This is a genomic window from Ornithinimicrobium cerasi (genome assembly GCF_003702705.1).
GTDB classification, from domain to species: Bacteria; Actinomycetota; Actinomycetes; order Actinomycetales; family Dermatophilaceae; genus Ornithinicoccus; species Ornithinicoccus cerasi.
The window spans coordinates 112,415-131,302 of record NZ_QZMN01000014.1 but is presented as its reverse complement, the minus strand read 5'-3'; the positions used below and the strand labels follow the sequence as shown (position 1 = coordinate 131,302).

The following is an 18,888-nucleotide window of genomic DNA, read 5'->3' as shown; positions in this document are numbered from 1 at the left end:
GTCCCGCTTGCCGGGGAGCGCCTCAAGAGTCCCCACGTTGACGAAAGACATGACCCGAACCCTATCGGCACGCCGGCCGACGGCGGCGGGGCCGTGACTGCTTGCAGCGGCACGTCGAGCGCGCACCTCTGCCGCCCTCCGGAAGGTTTCGGGCTACAGCACCCGGTATGCCCAAGCGCTAGTCGACCATACGTTCTCTGGGCCCAGCTGGCCGTGCGCATCCGGTGGGTCCCAGTCGGCGCCGCCGTAGACGACGAGCACATCGTCAGCCCAGACGGACGGCCCCGGATCAGCGGGCGCGCCATGAGGTCGTGGCAGGAGCGTCCAGGAACTGTTGGAGTCGTCGTCGTACAGCCACCCCCCTGCAGCGATGCTTGGACCGTCCAGCGCGTCAACGGACCACCCTCCGCTGCCTTCGGACGGGGCATCGGGTAGCGGAGACCAGTCGCCCGTTGCCGGGTCCAAGCGGCCGCCGAAGGGGATGACCCGCCCGTAGTTGTTCACCTGGCCACCATCTGCTCCACCCAGCGTGGGATCGACCAGGCGTTGCCCGGTCCAGGTCCAGCGGCCGCCGAGCTGGTCCATGACGGGCAGAGTCCGCCACGCGTCACCGCCAGGAGGGAGCACCGCCGCGTGAACCAGGGCAGGATCGGCGGGACCTCCGTCTGGTCGGATGGACTTCGCGGTCAGCACCAGGCCGTGAGAGGTCGAGATCAGAGCCCGGTCGAAGGAGGGCTTCAGGGGGTCCTGCGGCAGTATCGACCAGGCACCCGTGCTGGTGTCATACACGTGGTCGGGTCGCACGCCGGTCTCGTCACTGCCGGACGCCAGCACGAGGCGGGTACCGTCAACTACGAGATAGGACCAGCTCGGATCTTCTGGCGTGGACACCTCCTCCCAGGAGTCCTCGCCGCTGTCCCAGGCCAGCAAGCTGTCACCGGCCAGGACGTAGAGACGGTCGCCGATGACCGCTGTCGAGGCCCAAGGTGGTACAGGGCGTGGGGCACTGGTGATACTGCGCCAGGTTCCTGTGTCCAGGTCATAGGCCGCTCCGTCGCGCTCTACGTCCTCGGGAGGCATAGGGCAGTCGGCACCCGGAGGGCAGGGCGGTCCGCTGTAGCCACCGACGATCAGCACCTCGCCGCCGACGTACGCGGCCGAAGAGCCCTGCCGAGGAGAGAGGGGGCCATCCGGCAGGCGTACCCACTCACCACCCCCTCGCGCGTCGGTGGGTGCTGAAGCCGCCGGACTCTTCGAGCCGTCGCTCGAGCCCACCGCACATCCTGCAGTCAGCAACAGGGAGACGACCATCAACGTCCAACGCACGCTCCTCCGACGTTCCGCGAGGCACCCTCGTTCCCCGGCAAGGGGCAGCTTGCGCTCCGCGACAGCCCGATTCTGTTCGCTCCGGCAAGGCACTACTGAACCTCCCCCTGGGTGGGCCCACCACTCCAGGCAGACCATCCGCTATTGCTTGTTATGCACGTGATCTTCCGGGAGATTTCGACCAGCCGGTGTGGCTGATGGTCGAGGGACCGGGAGGTCGTGACATGTCGGGTCTGGATCCGTGTCTGGTCAGGTCGCGTGGGCCCTCGGGCGCGGTGGTGCTGCGGGTCGGGGTCGCCTGCGCGGACGACTACCTGGACTTCCTGTCCGGGCGTGCCGGCCGAACACGGTCCTGGCCGCGGCGTACGACCTGAGGATCTTCCTGCCGGTGCTCGGCAAGGACCCGACCGAGGCGGTCCCGGCCGACGTGCTGGCCTTCATCACCGCCCAGCGCACCGGCCGACCCGCCGGCGTGGTCCAGGGCCTGCCCACCGACGGCGCAGGTGGGGTAGGGCCGGCCACGATCGCCCGGCGCGTCTCCACGATCTCGGGCTTCTACGCCTTCTTGCAGGTCCGCGGGGACGTGGTCACCAACCCGGTGCCCCGCGGGCTGCCGACCCGCCGGGAGAGATCCCGCCCCTCCCAGGGCGTGCCGTTGACCAGGCGGGTCCGGTCCCTGCCGCGGATCCTGGCCCCGGCTGACGTCGATGCCCTCACCGGCGCCCTGCGCACCCACCGGGACCGGGCCATGGTCGCGGCGATGGTGCTCGGCGGGCTGCGCCGCTGCGAGGTCCTGGGCCTGCGCCTGCAGGACCTGCGGGCCGCCGAACGGCGGGTGTTCATCGCCGAGGGCAAGGGCGGGCGGCAACGCATCGTGCCCGTCTCGGCCAGGTTCTTCACCGCGGTCGCCGACTACCTGACCACCGAGCGACCCGCCGACGCCGCGACCGACCGGTTGTTCGTCGTGCTCAAGGGACCCACCCGCGGGCAGCCGCTGACCGTGCGCGGTATCGATCAGGTCCTGGCCGGTGCCCGGGCCCGCGCGGGCCTGTCCCACGGCACCTGCCACGAGCTGCGGCACACCTGCCTGACCCGGCTGCGGGAGGCCGGGATGGCCCTGGAGGCCGTCCAGGCCCAGGCCGGTCACGCCTCGATCGAGTCCACCCGGATCTACCTGCACCTGGCCGACGACTGGCTGGCCTCCCAGTACCGCAAGGCCGCCGAGGTCATCGACGCCCAGGTCTTCGCCGGCGTCCCCGGCGTGCACGCGACACCGCCGCCGGGCGCCGGTGAACGGCCGGCGCTGCCGGGGTTCCGGAGGCTGCGATGAGCACCACCCTGCCGGTCCGGTTCGACCCCGCCCAGGATCGACGCGGCGGCGCCGCGCCGGTCGCGACCTGGGACCAGGTCGCCGCCGAGCTGCCTCAGGTCGCGGCCACCATGCGGGCATACCTGGCCCAGCTGGCCTGCGTGCCGCGCCCGGGCAGCTTCAACGGCGCCGACCAGTCGCTGCGCTGCTTCGCCACCTACCTGCTCACCCACACCCCGACCCTGACCTGCGTGGCCGACATCGACCGGTCCACCATCGAGGGATACAAGCCGTGGCTGGCCGCCCGCCCCGGCCGCGGCGGGACCCCGCTGGGCCTGGCCACCATCGCCGGCCGGCTGGGCACGCTGCGGATGTTCTTCATCCGGATCGGCGAGTGTGGCTGGGACGACGCCCCGGCCCGGGTGCCGATGTTCTCCGGTGACCTGCCCCGCCAGGACCGGCCCCTGCCCAAGGCGCTGGACGACCCGAGCGCCGCGCGGCTGCTGCGCGCCGCCCAGGCCCAGCCCCGGATGCTGCTGCGCGTCACCGTGGAAGTGCTGCTGCGCACCGGCCTGCGAGTCAGCGAGTACACCGCCCTGCCCGCCGACGCTCTCGTGCACATCGGCGCCGGACCCTGGCTGCACGTGCCGGTCGGCAAGCTGCACCAGGACCGCTACCTGCCCCTGCACCCGCACGTGCTCACCCTCATCCAGGACTACCGGGCCACCCACGTCGACCCCGCCCACCCGCTGCTGCTCCCGAGAGAGAACGGCCGGGCGCTGGACCGTCACCCGGATGATCAACAAGGCCGGCGCCGCCGCCGGCCTGACCCACATCCACCCCCACCAGCTGCGCCACACCCTGGCCACCCAGGCCATCAACCGCGGCATGTCCCTAGAAGCCATCGCCGCGATGCTGGGCCACTCCTCGATGGACATGACCCTGCGCTACGCCCGCATCGCCAACCGCACCGTCGCCGAGGAGTACTTCGCCGTCACCGACAAGGTCGACGCCCTCTACACCGACCCCACCCACCTGCCCGCCGACGCCCTCGGACCCAACATGGCCCGGCTGCGCCGCGAGCACTCCCGCATGCTCGGCAACGGCCACTGCACCCGACCCCCCGAGCTCGACTGCGCCTTCGAGTCCATCTGCGAGACCTGCACCTTCTTCCAGACCACCATCGCCTTCCGGCCCACCCTCCAGGCCCAGCACGACGACGCCCACGCCAAGGGCCAGACCCACCGAGCCCAGCTCTTCGACAAACTCCTCAACGACCTCGAGAACGGCGAAGCATCATGAACCGCCCCCACCCCCATCACGTGCATAATGCCGCACTGAGCGTGGCCGCAGGCTACTGCCGCTGGTCGCTCGGCGGTTGCGCTGGGGACCCGAGTCTTCGGGCGTGGTAGGGGCCATAACCTCCTTCCGCCGCACCTTCGTTACATGTAACGTGGTGGGCATGACGGTGAAGCATCGAGTCAGCGAGTACCGGCGCAGGATGCGCGCACGCGGCCTTCGACCTGTGCAGATCTGGGTGCCGGACGTGCGTAGCGAGCGCTTTGCACTGGAAGCGGAACGTCAGGCGGCCCTGGTCGCCAGGGCGGACGAGCAGTCCGATGACCAGGAGTTCGTCGAAACCGTGACCGCCCCCTGGGACGAGGAGTGAGGCGCGGCGAGATATGGACCGTCGCCGGGGGTGTCTACGCCTCCAAGCCGAGGCCCGCGCTGATCGTGCAGGACGACCTCTTTGAGGGCACTGCCTCGGTGACCGTGGCGCCCCTGACGACGACCCTGGTCGAGGCCCCTCTGCTTCGCGTACGCGTGGCCGCCGATGATCTCACCGGTCTGCAGCACGACAGCCAGGTCATGATCGACAAGGTCACCACAGTCCGCCGCGAGCACGTCGGTACGCGCGTTGGCCGCCTGGCGTCTGAGAGTCTCGTGGAGGTCGAGCGCGCCCTGATGGCTTTCCTCGGCCTGGCTAGGTAGCTGAGGAGCGAGACCACTGCGGACGTCCGCATTTACCGCTGTGAACGCGTAGCGTCCGACGACGCCGCGGGTTGTTAGACCACGCGTACATCTATCAGGTTCTCAAGTCCGCCGAAATCGTCCGGGTTGCGGGTGTACAGGACTGCGTCATGTGCATGGGCGGTAGCCGCGATCAACAGGTCCATCGTGCGTCGACGGGGCTGACGTCCGGCTTCCACGACCGCGGCCGCGAGGCGGCCGTAACTGGCCGCGACTACCTCGTCGATGGGGAGAGCATCGAATCGGCGTTGAAGAATGCTCAGTCGCCGCAAGCGTTCGGCGCGCACCTCAGCAGACCTGGCAACCAGGACCCCGAAGTGCAGCTCCGCCAGCGTGACGGCGCTGATGGCCAGGACGCCGGGGATCGGCGTGACGCCCTCGGCAATCACCACGCTGGTGTCGAGCAACCCCCGTTCGTCCGTCGCCGTCGGCTCGGTCACCACTCTGCCCAGGCGTCGCGAACGGCGTCATCGACCATCTCGCGGTCAGCCTCCCAGTCCGCATCGGCGGGGCCGGCGAACAGGTCCGTGACGTCACCCCAGCGCTGCCAGCGGGTCTGTCGAGCTGGCACGAGTCTGGCGCTGGGTCGACCAGAGACGGTGATGATGATCTCCTCACCTCGCTCCACACGACGAAGAAGTCCAGAGGCGTCCTGCCTCAGCTCACGAAGCCCCACCGTTTCCATGAACCCATGGTAGCGCTTGTGCTACTCCATCGCTTAGGCTGCTGCGGTGTCGCTCCTGGACACGGCCTGCTCAGCGGCGACCTCCATCGCAACTGCGCCAACGGGCCGACGCCGAGATGGGTGCAGCCGTCAGGAACGGGCCCGGATCAGACCTCAGCGGTGGCCCGGCGTTACCGAAGCGCGGGCCGAGCCTGCGGCTGCCGTCCGGGTCAAGCCGGGGGCCTGCGGTCTGGAGCCGATACCGACCGCTGCACGAACCGGAGTGCACGTGCGATGGCCACCTTGTGCGTCTCTGCCGACAGCATCGCTAGCCGCTCCTCGATGATCCTCGGCTGGACCATCGCCGCGGAGATGAGCGCACCGACGAACTCATAGTCCTTCTCCCGGCCGGCCATGAGCTTGGCGACACAGAGGTCATGGGGCTCAAGGAACAGAGGGCGAGCGGGAGCAGATGAGACCAGGCCCCAGGTGCACAGGCGGGTCTGCCAACCGTCGGGAAGTATCGACGTGCTCACGGAGATGCCCTCGGCATAGATCCCCTCGGCCGCGTGCATCTGCGAGAGCTCACCGATAGCACCGTCGACCATGTCGGCCTTCTTGCGGTCCGGGCCGTCGTCCAGGAAGGCGATGTCGACCTCCATGGACGCCGTGGCCTCGGGCGGAAGCTCGTCCTCGTCCCACGTGCCGAGGACTGCCTGCGAGCCCATGACCAGGACCTCCGGGTCCTTGGTGACGTCGCAGGCAGCCCTGAGGAGGCGTGCCAACTGCTGGCGGTTCATGCCGCCGGCGCGCGCTTCTCGCGGAAGGTGCGCAGCGCCTGGGTCCGTTCGGTCTGGCTCAGGACGCCGGCGAACGGGGAGTTCTGGCGCAGCTCGCGCGCACGGGGGCTGGTGCTGAGGATCGTGCCGACCGTCTGCTCAAGTCCCCGGGCGAGGATCCTGTCCCACTCACGGAGGTACTCGACCGTTCGGCCGTCCGCCCGATGCATGGCGCTCCAGCGTCGGATGTTCTCTCGCGCCAGCCCCATGACTTCCTCCGGCCTGGTGAGCAGGTGGGTGAGCATCGCCTGGTGCATCCACAGCTGCTTGCGCTGCTCCTCCGTCATCGACTGGGCGTCGAGCAGGGCCTCGACGTCAGAGCGTCTGACTCTGCGGTGCGCCCCCACCCTGATGCTAGGCAGGTCGCCCCGCTCACACAGGTCGACGACGTGCTGACGCGAGACGCCGAGCGCCTCGGCGACCGCCCCCGTCTTCATCAGCGTGTCGTTCTCCATGTCTCTACTCTAGCGCAAACACCAAAAACGCAACAGAAGGCCATAAGGGGGCGTTCAGCCAGCCCTGGGGGCACGGCGACGTTCACAGTCCGCCGCGACGCGGCGAACCGGCCTCGACCATCGCCGAGAGCGCCTCCGCGATCCTGGCGTCCCTGTCCGCCGCGGCGTGCTGGTAGCGCAGGGCCGCCTTGTGCGTCGAGTGGCCGAGCCGAGCCATGAGCTCAGCCAGCGTCGCTCCCGCCTGCGCCGCGAACACCGCTCCCGTGTGTCGTAGGTCATGCCAGCGCAGGTCCGGACGCCCGGCCGCTGCCCGTGCGGGGTGCCATGCCTTGTTGAGGGTGGACACGGCCAGGTGCTGGGCCGGGTTGCTCTTGGCATGGAACAGGAGCGCGTCCGGTCGCTTGTCCTCCATCGCGTCCAGGTGCGCCTGGATGGCGGGCATGATCGCGGACGGCAGCGTGACGGTGCGGATGCCGGCCTCGCTCTTGGGGTCACCCACGACGAACCGTGGTCGACGACGCGCCGCCACCGTCTCGGGATCCTCACCAGGCAGGCGCACCACGGCGCGGGTCACATGGACGACGTTGCCGGACAGGTCCTTGCGTCGCAGCTCCGCCACCTCACCCCAGCGGAGCCCACCCCAGGCGGACAGGAGCACGGCTGCCCGCAGCTGGGGCGGCATGTTCTCCACGATCGTCGCCAGCTCCGCCGGCGTCGCCGGCTGGATGCGGTGGCGGCGGCGTGGCGGCGAGCCCGCCTCGCGCAGCCGGCAGGGGTTGACGTCGATCAGCGGCGGGTCGTCCTTGCGGGCTGCCTCCAGGATGGTGCGCAGCAGAGCGTAGGCGTGGGCACGGGCCGTGGCCTTGTCCGGGTCCATCCGGCGCCACCATTCCCGCACCGTGTCGGTGGTGATCGCGTTCACGGTGAGCTGGCCGAAGGCGGGAAGGAGGTAACGGTCGAGCTGGCCGGCGTAGAGCACCCTGGTCCGCGGCTTGAGGTCCTGCCGTTCCTCCAGCCACCCCTGCGCGTACTCGCTGAAGGTCACCGACCGGCGTCGCCTCTCCCGGGTGAGGATCCACCCGGTGTCCAGCTCCGTGCGCTTGGTCCGCAGCCAAGCCTCCGCCGCGTCCCTGCTCGCGAACGTACGCGGCGCCTTGTGCTCCAGCGCCTCCCACGTGTAGCGGGCCTGCCACTTCCCCGACGGCAGACGGCGCACCGAGCCGAACCGTCGATCGCGTGCCATGCCGCCGCCTTTCGTGCCATGAACGTGCCTGGAGATGTGACCACTTCTGCCCTCTCGTGACCACTCCTGCCCAAGGTAACAGTGTGACCTTCGTGCAGGTCAGACAGCATATCCGCTGATCGGCACAAGCGCCCGAAAATGCCCTAGTGTCTATTTCAAATCCTGTCACCCCGACCATGGCACATGAGGCCGGTGGCCTGCGGAGACGCGGGTCGACGGCCTTTTCTGGGAACAGGTCCTCTCCGGACGGCCTCCCAGCGAGGGCGTCACGCCGTCGTGCTCGGCACGGCGCGGTCGAGCAACGTGAAGAAGTGGCGGACGCCGTCGCCGTGCTCGGGTCGGCGCAGCACATCGAGGTTGCGCACGATACCGACGTAGCTCACCGTGTGATACGCGCCGGCGACCCCGTCGAGCACGGGTCGCAAGGCGAGCCACTCGTCGACGCCGAGCACGTCTGTCCACTGGTCGGCGAAGCTGCGCCACACCTGCTCGTGGGCCGGCTCGTCGGCGTCGTCGAGCCAGCTCAGCCACGTGACCACGTCGATGAATGGTGGTGCGATCGCCGCGTCCGACCAGTCGAACACCACCCGCCGGCCGTCCGCCAGCTCAGCGACGTTGCCGGGATGGAAGTCACCGTGCACGAGCACGTCGGGCAGCCCGAGCGCGGCGAGGCGGTCGACCTGCTCCACGACCCACCCGACCAGCGTGCCCGCTCGCTCGGGCGAGGCACCGTGCCAGTGCCGCAGGTCAGCGTCGCCGAGCGCGTCGGCGAGCTGGTCGGCCAGCGTAGCGAGGGGGCGGGAGACCACACCGGACTCGAGCAGTTCGCCGCGGCGGTCTGCGGCGGCTCGCTGCAGCTCCCGCAGCGCGGCAAAGGCGGACGGGTGGCTCGCCGCCTCCCCGGTGACCGCGGGACCCGCCTGGTCGCCGGTGACGTCGCCCAGCAGGAGCCAGCCGTTCGCGTCGTCAGCGGCGAGGACGGGCGGGACGAGACCGGGTGCCGACACGTGCAGCGCCGTGGTGATCGGCACCTCAGTCCGGAAGTGCTCACAGACCGCCTTGAACCAGTAGGGGCGGCCGTCGTCACCGCTCGTCCGGAGCACCGCCGAGATGCCCCACGCGCGCACCTGCTCGACGTCGTCGACTCGCGTCCGGCCCGCGTCGGCGAGGGCGGCGTCGACCCAGTCCGTGACGCGCGCGTGCCAGCCCGAGCGTGACCACGGAGGGGCGAGCGGATCGGCAGCCGCCCCCGCCCGCTCGGCGCGCCACTGATCGAACCGGGCTCGAAGCGCCTCGGGCCCATCGAACCTAACCTCATCGACCGGTGCGTCACGCCAGCCGGATGGTGGTGACCAACCGGCTCGTTGCGGTTCAGCCTCGACGAAGCCCGGCACGACGCTCGCGGGCGTCCAGTCGTCCGGCACGGCGAGGAAGCAGTCGAGCACCGGCCCGCTCACGCCGACGCCCGGCAGCACGGTTCGCTGCAGGGTGCCGACCGTGGTCTCGTCGTCAGCGACGTCGAACGTCAGCCGGGGCAACCGGCCGTCAGCAGCGACGTACGCCGAGCCCGGGTCCGCCCCGGGCACCGCCAGCCGCACGACACGGGGTTGCACGGCGTCATCCTGGCACGGGTCGGCGAGGCGGTCTCACGAGCATCCTGCCGCCCCTGCTGGGACGCCGTTGTCAGTCGACCGACCTCATCAGCAGCTGCAGCCTCACCTGTCGCCCCCGTCGGGGAACCGGGTGACCGTCGTGACGAGGACGCTGTCAGCGATCTCATGGACGCCGGTGGTCAGCGTCGGGGGCCTCGGGCGGAGGTCCGGAGCCGGCGACCCCTCCAGACCGAGGGTGTACGAGCCCATCGCCATCTCGACGTCGGCGCCGGCCGGCACACTCACCGCGACGGGGATGGTCCCGGTCGGGCTGAAGGCCGCCACCCGCACGGAGTGAGGCGCACCGTCGACGGCCTCGGGCACTGTCTTCCCGTTGACCGCGATGCCCCGTATGCCCTGCTCGCTGCGCACGTCGACGGTCAGGGCGTAGGCGCCGGCAGTCGGGGTGATCTCGACCGAGAGGTCCCGCCCTGCACTGATGGTGACGTCGGAGACGGTCCTCACGCGTGGCGAGGCCAGCGGCTCGGCCTGGATCGTCGGCGCCGGCACCGCGCTGCCCCCGACGGTCACACCCGCCTCGTGGAAGGGGGACGCCTCGACCTGCGTGGGCGTCCGTCCACCGTGGACGACCTGGCCGGTGTAGGCGTCAGGCTCGGGAGGCAGGGCGATCCAGCGGGCGGTTCCGGCGTCGGCGTCGGCGTGGTAGACCAGCAGGTCCGGTCGTGGACCTGTGCTCGTGGCGCTCATCGCGACCCCGACGGCGGCGAGGGCGAGGGCGAGGGCACCGGTCGCCGCCGCGGGTCGCCACCCGAGCCGGGGGCTGGATGCCAGGAGCAGCGGCAGGGCCAGCGTCAGGCCCAGCCCGACCCACATCATCGGCAGGGGTGTGGCCACGGGGAGCATCAGCTCGAACCGGGCGGCCAGCATGAAGTACAGCGCGGCAAGAGGACTGACGAGCAGCACGGCCGGCAACGTGGCGAGGGTCGTGGTGAGGAGGGTCGTCCGCGGCGAACGTTCGCGGGCGGCGAGGACAGCGAACCCTGCGGTGGCCGCCAGGAGGGGCCAGGTCGCGGCATACGCGGCGTCGGGCAGGAGTATGGCGAGGGAGACAGCCACCATGCTCCAGCCGACCAACGCCCCGGCCACCACCTCGAGCGCGTCACAGCGACGCCGCAGCTGCCACAGCACGAGCAGCATCCCGGCGGCGCCCGCCGCGACAGCGGCCAGGACGTAGGGGGTACGCACGTAGACGCCGCCGTTGAGGGCGTCGGACAGGCGGGGGTCGACGAGGCGGGCGGCGAGCCACAGCCCGGTCGCGGCCATGGCCCCGATGAGACCAGAGAGTCCCAGACCCAGCCAGGACAGGACCACGCGCAGCAGCCTGACACGACGGTGTCGTGCGGCGAACACGACCACCCCTCCCACGGCGAGAAGCGCGGCGACGGCCAGGGGGAGGGACCAGGACGAGGGATAGGACACCGTGACGTCGGTGACGAGGGTGAAGGCGACGAGGTCCGGGGAGCGGACAGACTCCAGGTCTGCGGCCGCCAGCTGCTGGGCGAGTCGCACCACCGTGCTGCCGTACTCGGCGAGCGTGCCGTCGTGCATGGCGGCTGCGGTGTCCGTGCCTGCGTGGTAGGCGGGCAGGCCACCGACGACGACCAGCTCCAGCCCGGCGGGTACGACCTCCTGGTAACGACCCAGGTCGGCGCCCTGGCCGGTGGCGTTCAACGGCGCACCGAACGCGGTGTACACCACCGGTGAGGGCGCCGCCTCGAGGTACTGGCTCAGGGCCCAGCCGTTGTCCGGGCTGGTCAGGGCCGGGATGACCCGGCCGGCGTTGCCGATGCCCTCGGTGTTCACGGCCACCTGCACGGCCAGCATCCACGGGGCCGTCTCGACCAGCGCCAGCGCACCGAGCATCTCGTGCTCCTCGCCGTCGACGAAGGCTGCGACGACGTCGTGCCGGGGCGGTGGGCCCGACGTCAGGGTGCGCATCGCTGCGAGGACGCTGACCACACCGGCTCCGTTGTCACCCGCACCGGGGGAGGCAGGGACGGAGTCGTAGTGCGCGGCCAGCAGGACCGCCTGGTCGGCGTCCGGGTCGGTGCCCTCGACGCGCGTGACGATGTTCCTGACCGTGCCGGTCCACACGGACCGTGGTGGGTCCGGGGCCATGGTGACCGTCTGTTCGTCCACCTGCGGCTCCAGCCCCATCGCCGTCAGCTCCTGAAGGAGGTACTCCTCCACCAGGCTCTGCTCGGCGCTGCCCATGGGGTGCGGGACGGACGCCACAGCGGCGAGGTCCTCGCGGGCACGCTCGAGGGAGAAGTCGGCGACGACCTCCTGCGACGGTGCGGGGGGCGACAGGAGAGGTGCGACCCCGGCATACGCAGCCATCACCAGCAGCGCCGCGGCGAGGAGGGCCCCGGCCGCTGCCGGCCTGGGTCGCACGCTGGCGCCAGGAGGTGGGCCTTCACCGAGGGGTGAGGCCGGGGGCCGGGTGCTGACCTGGCTCATCGTGCACCGACCGGCTCGTCGGCCATCAGCCACTGGTTCAGCTCGACCTGCCGCTGGGACCCGCGACCGAGCCGGGGTCATCTCCAGCCGGGGACCGTCGCGGAGCGGACGGCCAGGGCGAGGGCTGCGGCGCCGCCGAGGAGGAGTACCACGCCCAGGACCAGCAGCACGCCACCGGCAGGGGTCAGCCAGGGCAGGGTTGCAGCCACGTCGACGTGGGCGCGCAGTCCTGCGGTCCCGTCGGCCGGCATGGCCACGACGACCCAGGAGCCCGCCTGTGCCGTGACCGCGACCGACTGGAGGCCGGGTCCGGTGGAACTGTCGAGCCACACGCCAGCCTGCTCCGGTGGCGTGGCCGGCGCGTCGCCGCGGACGTCCTGCAGGTTCACCGCGAGGGGTCCGGTGACGACCGAGTGCTCCACACCGGCGAGGTAGCTCGCGGCGTCGGCAGCCCTGGCGATCCCGACGAAGATGTCGCCTCCGGCGTCGTCCTCGGCGCGCACCCGGATCTGCCCGAGGCCCTCGTCGAGACCGGCCCCCTCGAGCACCAACGCCCGGGTCGTCACGGCATACCCCTCGGTCTGCACGGTGCGGGTGGGGCTGGTCACCCAGCCGTCCTGGCGCGCGCCCATCAGCGCGGCGCCACCGCCCATCAGGCCCAGGCCCAGCAGCACGGCAAGCGAACCGGCGACCACGGTCACGACCGCGCCCGTCGACCACCCTGCGGCCCTCTGCCCGTAGACCGGACGTCCCGACGGGCGACCGAGGAGGTCCTCCGGTGCAGGCACGTCACCGTAGGGCGAGTCGCGCAGTTCCTCGCCCCCACCCTGGTCCAGACGGAACGGCGGGTAGGTGTCGGTCATCAGTCCGGCGTAGGCGCCCACGCGCAGCACCCAGCGGTTCAGCCCGATCAACAGGTCGTACAACCCCTGCGGGTAGCGGCCCGTGAAGAGCAGCGACAGCCCGGCCACCAGCGCGAGGAGCGCGATCAGGCCGCCGCCCTGCCAGAGCCACTGTCCACCCCCCGTGGTCTCCCACGTCCAGCCGACCGGGACGCTCTGGTCGACCCAGCGCAGCCCGTTGCTGGTCAGCACGGCGACGATCAGGTAGTGCGGAAGGGCCAGCAGCCACCACTTGACCAGGACGAGGCCGCGCGAGAGGTGCTCGGGGTGGTCGACGTCGAGACGGGCGGGGTAGTCCGGGACGTCGTCGAGGGTGAAGGGAGGGTAACGGTCGGTCCCCAGCGCCCCGTAGGAGTAGTAGGCCACCCGCCAGCTCCATCGCAGCACCCCCACGTTGAAGTCGAAGATCGCTCGGGGGTACCGCTCGGTGACCAGGATCGCGACGAAGGCGACCACGCTGAGGACGAGGAACGCCGCCCACAGCAGTGCCAGCACGATTGCGTGGGGGATCACCAGGATCCATTTGACCAGCCACAGTCCGCGGGAGGGGCCATCCGGGCGGGGTGCGGCCGTGAGGTGGACGGGGTAGGCGGGAACGGTTCCCGCAGCGAGGACGACAGTCATCGCACATCACCTTCTCACTACTACAAACTGTAGCAATTGGTCCGGGGCTGCACCACGTCCACATCCGGTCGCGTGGCCCTCTGGCCCGTGAGGATCGTCACAGCCGCGGGGCCGTGCGAGCTCGGGGACAGCGAGCCGGGTGGGCGTCAGGGTCCTGCTGGAACGGTGCCCCGGCCTGGTCGCCGCCCGTCACGTCCGGTGGGGGTGGGGCGACCACTCGCCAGGCCCGGGGGCCAGGGTGTCCAGAGCCGACGCGAGTGAGTCGGTGAGCCGGTCCTGCTCAGGGAGGATCTCGGGATCCGCGACGACTGTCACGGCGAGCTCCCCGGCGTAGGACAGCACCGTGAACGACACCCCGACGTTGCCAGGACTCACCGCGGCCGGGATGATCTGGGTGATCCGGTGCCCGCCCAGGAACAGGGGGTCCGAAGGCCCGCGGAGGTTGGTCTCGAAGGTGTGCACGAGACGTTGCCGCTCGATGAAGACCTGGAAGACCTTGGCCCGGGCCAGCGCGCGGAAGGCCAGGCCCAGCGGCGCCGCCGAGGCGGCCCGGGTGGTGGTACGTGCGGCGCGAGTCAGACGCACGACGGCAGCCAGACGCTCGTGATGATGCGGCAACGTCGGCACGGCCACCGGGCGGACGCCCACCTCGTTGCCCAGGCGCGCCGCGTCGCCCCTCGTCCGGGCCGCCACCGGCACGGACACCACCATCTGCTCCGGGTGCTCACCGCGCGCGGCAAGGGTGTCCCTCAGCGCGCCGACGACCGCGGTGAGCACGACGTCGTTGACCGTGCCCCCGGCGCGGTGCGCCGCCGCTGCGACGTCGGCCAGGGGGACAGCGGCCACCGAGAGCCTGCGCCGGCCACCGGACGGTTGGTTCAGCGACGTCCGCACCGCCAGGCGGGGCCGGTGCCCCAGCCCCAGCTCCTGCAGACCACGCACTCCGCGCGCCAGTGCCGCGGGCAGCCCGCGCAGCTCGACAAGGTGGGCTCGGACCGTGTCCAGGGCCAGATCTCGCACATCCGGAGCGGCGCGCGGGAAGGCGCCTGGGTCCGGCAGAGGGAGTGGCCGCGCCGTCTCTGCGGCCCCGTCGGCCAGGGCGGCCAGCACGGCCAGCCCGCCCAGCCCGTCGGCCAGGACATGGTGCAGCACGAGCACCAGAGCGGAGCGGTGCCCCGGCAGGTCCCGTGCCAGGAATGCGCGCCACAAAGGCAGACGCGGGTCCAGCCGGGTGGTCACCAGGTCCGCGACGACTCCGAGCAGCTCCGTGTCGGTCGAGACGGTGCCCCCGGACAGATGTCGCTCAACGCTGAAGGACGCGTCATCCACCCACACCGGGCGCCCGCATCCCACCGGCGTGGCGGCGAGGCGCTGACGAAGTCGTGGGACGGCGGGCAGGCGCAGCTCGAGCAACCGCCCCAGCTCGGCCTGGCTCAGGTCGTCCCCCTGGTCGAGCACCAGGGCGGCGGCGATGTTCATCGGAACCGAGCCTCGGTCCGTGGCCAGGACGGTGAGGTCGTTGGCGCTGAGACGCTCGACCGGCCGGGGCGAGGCGGAGGCAACCACCGCTCAGATCACGTCTGTGAGGTCGCGGCAGGTGGTGAGGTCGAGAAGCTGGGGCACACCGGTCATCATCGTCGTTCGCGGCTCGGTGCACCCGTCGGAACAGTGCCGGTTCGACGCGGTCACACCCCGAAGACCTTGGGTCCCCCCGCGCGCGGTGCGGCCCAGCTCGTTCCTGAAGCGCACGCGTTCCCGGGCCTCACCACGCCGTGGCGCGGCAGGGCCGGTCGTGCGCGGCCCTGCAGGCAGCCGCCAGACTGGGGTGCGTGAGATGGGAGCGGGAGTCTCCGGGTGTGCTCGAGCTGCCGAGCGGTCGGCGGATCCGGGGTCGCAGGCTCTCGGTGGCGCTCCCGCCAGATCCGGAGTGGGGACTGTACCTGGGTGTCCGCGACCCGGGTCCTCCGTGGCCCCACCGCTGGGTCTGCTGGCCCGACTTCGGGCTCCCTCTGGACGAGGCCGGAGCCTGGGACGCCCTCGGCGAGGCGTGGCGACGAAGTGAGTGCGAACGGGTCGAGATCGCCTGCCGCGGAGGACGGGGGCGGACCGGGACCGCGCTCGCTGCGTTGGCTGTCCTCGAGGGGCTCGACGTCGACAGCGCTGTCACCCTCGTGCGGAACCGGTACCACCACCGGGCGGTCGAGACCCCGTGGCAGCGCCGCTGGCTGGCGCGCCGGACCCGGCAGGCGCGCGACATACCAGAGTGACACCGGCTGAGTGCAGCCCGGACGCTTCTCGTCCTCGAGAAGATCGTCGGGCTCGGCCGGGCGTAGTCTGGCGTCAGCACCCACGCACCGGACAGGGGTCACCATGACGATCGACGGGTTCCTCAAGATTCCCGACATCCCGGGCGAGAGCCGGCGGGAGGGTCACGAGGACGAGATCGAGATCCACGGCGTCACGTTCGGCCTGGAGGCGCACTACGAGGCGGGCGGCTCGGCGCGCAGGGGCAGGGTCTCCTTCGACATGGTCTCGGTCTCGAAGTACTACGACCGCTCCTCCCCGCCTCTAAAGGAGGCGCTCGTGGCCAACCGGCGCCTGCGCGAGGTGGTCCTGTCGGTGCGCCGCACGGTCGAGGGCGAGACCAGCGACTACCTCGTCGTGACGCTGACGGACGTGGTGGTGGTCAGGTACGACCTCGCACCGGCTCCGGACCGCGACGACATGCTGGCGGAGCAGGTCGGCCTCGCCTACCGCAGCATCAGCTTCGTCTACGACGGCCAGCACGAGGTCGAGCTCGAGGTGCGCGACATCCGCTGAGCAGGACGCCTCCCGAGCACTCGCTCAGCGCCCGCGGTCGGCGACCCGCTCGCGCAGCCGACGGACCCGCCCCCTGAGCCCGCCGACCACGCCCGGGTGGACGTGCGCCAGGGCCGGGCGGTGCTCGGACCCCACCGGCGGGACGTCCAGCGACAGGTCGGCCACGGTCGTCAGCCGGGGGCGGTCGTGCTCCCCACCCAGGATGCGACCGCCGACCCACGCGGCGCGCAGGTCCTCCCCGTCGATCTCCAGCAGCGCGAGGTTGTTGTCGAACCAGGGGCCGGCGACGCCGTGCCAGCGCCACCGCGGGTCGGGCACCTGCGCCGAGCTCGCGAGGAGGGTTCCCAGCGGCCTGGCGGCGTGCGACATCCCGGCCACGACCGCGCGCATGACACGCGGCAGCGGGTTGCGGATCGGCGAGCACACGAGCTGCAGCACCCGAGACCCGGTCGTCCGCTCCACCTCCGTGACGTAGGAGTGGTGGACGTCACCGGACAGGAAGAGGACGGAGGACGGCGCGGGTCCCCGCTCCCCGTCCGCCACCTCGTCGACCATCCGGGTGACCCGGTCGAAGGACCGCGAGAACGCCCCCCAGTGCTCGAGGTCCAGCTCCTGCCGCAGCCATTCGCCCACACCCACCAACCGCCGCCCCCAACCCCCTTCGGAGACCGCCTCGTCCCACGCCTCGAGGTGGTGCAGGCCACGGGGCAGGAGGAACGGCAGCGAGGTGGCCACGAGGAGATGCTCGTGGCCGCCGGTGAGCTGGTCGTCCAGCCACCGCATCTCCTCGTGGTCGAGCATCGAGCGGTCCCCCGGCTCGAGCTGGCGCGCGGCGCGGGAGTCGACGACGACCAGGTGAGAGCGGCCGAGCGGGTGGGTGTAGCTCCACCGGTAGCTCGTCGGCTCGCGGTCGGCGCGCTCGGCGAACGCGTCGACCGCCTCCGTCAGGTCGGCCTCCTCGTCGGGGCTCGCCTCCTGCCGCCGCAGCAGCTCCACCCACAGCGGGTCCGCGGCCCGCTCCCGCCGGGACAGGTTGCCCAGGTGCTGGTAGACCCAGTAGGACCCGAGCCCCGCGACGATCCGCCCGTGCCACCACGAGGTGGCCTCCATCTCCTCGCGCCACCGCACCGACGTGTTCCAGTCGTCGCGCACGTCGTGGTCGTCGAAGATCATCAGTGACGGCAGCCAGGAGAACAGCCAGCGCAACGCCGGGTCGCCCCACGCCAGGCGGTAGAGCTCGGCGTACTCGTCGTAGTCCGCCAGCTCGGGTCCCGGATCCTGATCGAGGTCGCGCCGCGCGGCGATGAAGTCCTGCATCGCCGGGGTCGTGGAGTCGGCGTACACCTGGTCCCCGAGGAGCAGGAGCAGGTCGGGCTCGGTCCCCAGCGGCCCCTTCTCGCCGTCGCGGACGGCCAGGGCGTAGGCGCGGAGCGCATCCACCCCGTGGCTGACGTGGTGCACCGCGTCGTGCGGCACGCTCGTCCGGCAGGACCCGAACGCCAGCCGCACCGGACCCTCCTCCGGCGTCGCCCGCACCGTGCTCGGCGGAAACCCCTCATCTCCGGACGGCCAGGCGACCTCGTCGTCCACGAGCACCTGGTATGCCGTCCGCTCACCCGGGCGCAGCCCGTCCACCTCGACCAGCGCGTAGTGGTGACCGTGCACCCCGAAGGTGCGCGCACGCCATACCCGCTCGCCGTCCTCGTCGTCGTCGAGGCGGACCGACACCTCGGCCGCCCGGGACGTCTGCACCCACACGGCTGCGGAGGAGCCGTCGACGTGCCGGAGCAGCGGGCCGAGCACGAGGTCACCGGGCATGGACCCAGTGTGCCCCGGCCCTCGCCGGGCGACCCTCCCGGGCCGCGTCTATAGTGCGAGGAGCCCGCGATCCGCTACCCCGAGGAGAGCCTTGCCGTGAGCACCTACACCCTTCCCGACCTCCCCTACGACTACGCCGCGCTCGAGCCGCACATCAGCGGCGAGATCATGGAGCTGCACCACAGCAAGCACCACAAGGCCTACGTGGACGGCGCCAACACGGCGCTCGAGAAGCTCGCCGGCGCCCGCGAGTCCGGCGACTTCGCCACCGTGCCGATGCTGGAGAAGAACCTCGCGTTCAACCTCGGCGGCCACACCAACCACTCGGTCTTCTGGAACAACATGTCCCCCGACGGCGGCGACCGCCCCGACGGCGAGGTGGCGGCCATGATCCAGGAGCACTTCGGCTCCTTCGAGGGCTTCAAGGGCCAGTTCGAGGCCGCCGGCACCACCATCCAGGGCTCCGGCTGGGCCGTGCTGTCCTGGGACTCCATCGGTCAGCAGCCGCTCATCTTCCAGCTGTGGGACCAGCAGGGCAACGTCCCGATCGGCCAGACGCCGCTGCTCATGCTCGACATGTGGGAGCACGCCTTCTACCTGCAGTACAGGAACGTCAAGGCCGACTACGTCTCCGCCTGGTGGAACGTCGTCAACTGGGCCGACGTCGCCAGCCGGCTGACGGCCGCGCGGCAGAGCACCTCGGGGCTGATCGTCCCCGCCTGAG

General features: G+C 71.3%; 19 protein-coding genes. 7 read left to right on the top strand and 12 right to left on the bottom strand.

Translation table 11 applies throughout. The annotated features are described in order from the left end of the window. Positions 1–153 precede the first annotated feature (153 nt). Entirely contained in the window at positions 154–930 is a 777-nt protein-coding gene (locus D4B81_RS15535; RefSeq protein WP_237566041.1) for a Kelch repeat-containing protein, read from the bottom strand. A 784-nt stretch (positions 931–1,714) separates the two neighbouring features. On the opposite strand from D4B81_RS15535, the gene D4B81_RS15530 reads away from it, so the two are divergent. Next, positions 1,715–2,656, top strand: a complete 942-nt coding sequence (locus D4B81_RS15530) for a tyrosine-type recombinase/integrase (RefSeq protein WP_202613720.1) — start codon at positions 1,715–1,717, stop codon at positions 2,654–2,656. Between the two features lie 196 nt (positions 2,657–2,852). Here the strand turns inward: D4B81_RS15530 and D4B81_RS18215 are convergent, their stop codons facing one another. Then, positions 2,853–3,182: a hypothetical protein gene (locus D4B81_RS18215; protein ID WP_161965204.1), complete on the bottom strand. Its 330-nt coding sequence runs from the start codon at positions 3,180–3,182 to the stop codon at positions 2,853–2,855. Here D4B81_RS18215 and D4B81_RS19190 point away from each other — a divergent pair. The 3 genes from D4B81_RS19190 (at position 3,074) to D4B81_RS15510 (ending at position 4,627) form a co-directional block, all read left to right on the top strand. After that, positions 3,074–3,937, top strand: a complete 864-nt coding sequence (locus tag D4B81_RS19190; RefSeq protein WP_272914076.1) for a tyrosine-type recombinase/integrase — start codon at positions 3,074–3,076, stop codon at positions 3,935–3,937. The two genes, D4B81_RS18215 and D4B81_RS19190, sit on opposite strands and share 109 nt — an antisense overlap. 160 nt (positions 3,938–4,097) lie before the next feature. Further along, positions 4,098–4,304, top strand: coding sequence for an antitoxin MazE-like protein (locus D4B81_RS15515; RefSeq protein ID WP_122263591.1), 207 nt, complete (start codon positions 4,098–4,100; stop codon positions 4,302–4,304). Next, positions 4,301–4,627 (top strand): type II toxin-antitoxin system PemK/MazF family toxin, encoded by a 327-nt coding sequence (locus D4B81_RS15510; RefSeq protein ID WP_122263590.1) that lies wholly within the window; start codon positions 4,301–4,303, stop codon positions 4,625–4,627. Before D4B81_RS15515 ends, D4B81_RS15510 begins: the two co-directional genes overlap by 4 nt. A 74-nt stretch (positions 4,628–4,701) precedes the next feature. On the opposite strand, the gene D4B81_RS15505 is transcribed toward D4B81_RS15510, so the two are convergent. From D4B81_RS15505 to D4B81_RS15465, 9 genes are all read right to left on the bottom strand, one after another. Then, the gene (locus tag D4B81_RS15505) at positions 4,702–5,106 is read right to left on the bottom strand and encodes a type II toxin-antitoxin system VapC family toxin (protein ID WP_122263607.1); all 405 of its coding nucleotides are present in this window, start codon (positions 5,104–5,106) and stop codon (positions 4,702–4,704) included. Next, complete coding sequence (locus tag D4B81_RS15500; protein WP_122263589.1) at positions 5,103–5,351, bottom strand: type II toxin-antitoxin system Phd/YefM family antitoxin; 249 nt, start codon at positions 5,349–5,351, stop codon at positions 5,103–5,105. Before D4B81_RS15500 ends, D4B81_RS15505 begins: the two co-directional genes overlap by 4 nt. A gap of 209 nt (positions 5,352–5,560) precedes the next feature. After that, a complete protein-coding gene (locus D4B81_RS15495) occupies positions 5,561–6,130 on the bottom strand; it encodes a hypothetical protein (protein WP_122263588.1) in 570 nt (189 codons plus the stop codon). After that, positions 6,127–6,624 carry a helix-turn-helix domain-containing protein gene (locus tag D4B81_RS15490; protein WP_122263587.1) on the bottom strand — a complete coding sequence of 166 codons (498 nt, stop codon included), beginning with the start codon at positions 6,622–6,624 and terminating at the stop codon, positions 6,127–6,129. The genes D4B81_RS15495 and D4B81_RS15490 overlap by 4 nt, the downstream gene beginning before the upstream one ends. 82 nt (positions 6,625–6,706) lie before the next feature. After that, positions 6,707–7,867 (bottom strand): tyrosine-type recombinase/integrase, encoded by a 1,161-nt coding sequence (locus tag D4B81_RS15485; RefSeq protein WP_122263586.1) that lies wholly within the window; start codon positions 7,865–7,867, stop codon positions 6,707–6,709. A 266-nt stretch (positions 7,868–8,133) separates the two neighbouring features. Continuing rightward, positions 8,134–9,480 carry a phosphotransferase family protein gene (locus D4B81_RS15480; protein WP_122263585.1) on the bottom strand — a complete coding sequence of 449 codons (1,347 nt, stop codon included), beginning with the start codon at positions 9,478–9,480 and terminating at the stop codon, positions 8,134–8,136. Positions 9,481–9,582: 102 nt separating this feature from the next. After that, entirely contained in the window at positions 9,583–11,934 is a 2,352-nt protein-coding gene (locus D4B81_RS15475; protein WP_161965203.1) for a M28 family peptidase, read from the bottom strand. Between the two features lie 143 nt (positions 11,935–12,077). Next, complete coding sequence (locus D4B81_RS19260; protein ID WP_419866251.1) at positions 12,078–13,415, bottom strand: DUF4389 domain-containing protein; 1,338 nt, start codon at positions 13,413–13,415, stop codon at positions 12,078–12,080. A 300-nt stretch (positions 13,416–13,715) separates the two neighbouring features. Then, positions 13,716–15,092, bottom strand: coding sequence for a wax ester/triacylglycerol synthase domain-containing protein (locus D4B81_RS15465; protein ID WP_122263582.1), 1,377 nt, complete (start codon positions 15,090–15,092; stop codon positions 13,716–13,718). A 263-nt stretch (positions 15,093–15,355) separates the two neighbouring features. Here D4B81_RS15465 and D4B81_RS15460 point away from each other — a divergent pair, with 263 nt between their 5' ends. Both D4B81_RS15460 and D4B81_RS15455 read left to right on the top strand, forming a co-directional pair. Then, positions 15,356–15,793, top strand: coding sequence for a protein-tyrosine phosphatase family protein (locus D4B81_RS15460; protein WP_122263581.1), 438 nt, complete (start codon positions 15,356–15,358; stop codon positions 15,791–15,793). Positions 15,794–15,896: 103 nt separating this feature from the next. Then, on the top strand, positions 15,897–16,346 hold the full coding sequence (locus D4B81_RS15455; protein ID WP_122263580.1) for an Hcp family type VI secretion system effector: 450 nt from the start codon (positions 15,897–15,899) through the stop codon (positions 16,344–16,346). A gap of 24 nt (positions 16,347–16,370) precedes the next feature. Here the strand turns inward: D4B81_RS15455 and D4B81_RS15450 are convergent, their stop codons facing one another. Beyond that, on the bottom strand, positions 16,371–18,164 hold the full coding sequence (locus tag D4B81_RS15450) for an alkaline phosphatase D family protein (protein WP_122263579.1): 1,794 nt from the start codon (positions 18,162–18,164) through the stop codon (positions 16,371–16,373). A 96-nt stretch (positions 18,165–18,260) separates the two neighbouring features. Between D4B81_RS15450 and D4B81_RS15445 the strand changes: the two genes are divergently transcribed. Then, on the top strand, positions 18,261–18,887 hold the full coding sequence (locus tag D4B81_RS15445) for a superoxide dismutase (protein WP_122263578.1): 627 nt from the start codon (positions 18,261–18,263) through the stop codon (positions 18,885–18,887). Position 18,888: the final 1 nt, after the last annotated feature.

Bases quoted from the DNA above. Each gene is read 5' to 3' on its own strand.
- D4B81_RS15450 (WP_122263579.1), bottom strand. From the start codon at position 18,164: ATGCCCGGTGACCTCGTGCTCGGCCCGCTGCTCCGGCACGTCGACGGC.
- D4B81_RS15495 (WP_122263588.1), bottom strand. From the start codon at position 6,130: ATGAACCGCCAGCAGTTGGCACGCCTCCTCAGGGCTGCCTGCGACGTC.
- D4B81_RS15490 (WP_122263587.1), bottom strand. From the start codon at position 6,624: ATGGAGAACGACACGCTGATGAAGACGGGGGCGGTCGCCGAGGCGCTC.
- D4B81_RS15500 (WP_122263589.1), bottom strand. From the start codon at position 5,351: ATGGAAACGGTGGGGCTTCGTGAGCTGAGGCAGGACGCCTCTGGACTT.
- D4B81_RS15515 (WP_122263591.1), top strand. From the start codon at position 4,098: ATGACGGTGAAGCATCGAGTCAGCGAGTACCGGCGCAGGATGCGCGCA.
- D4B81_RS15485 (WP_122263586.1), bottom strand. From the start codon at position 7,867: ATGGCACGCGATCGACGGTTCGGCTCGGTGCGCCGTCTGCCGTCGGGG.
- D4B81_RS15455 (WP_122263580.1), top strand. From the start codon at position 15,897: ATGACGATCGACGGGTTCCTCAAGATTCCCGACATCCCGGGCGAGAGC.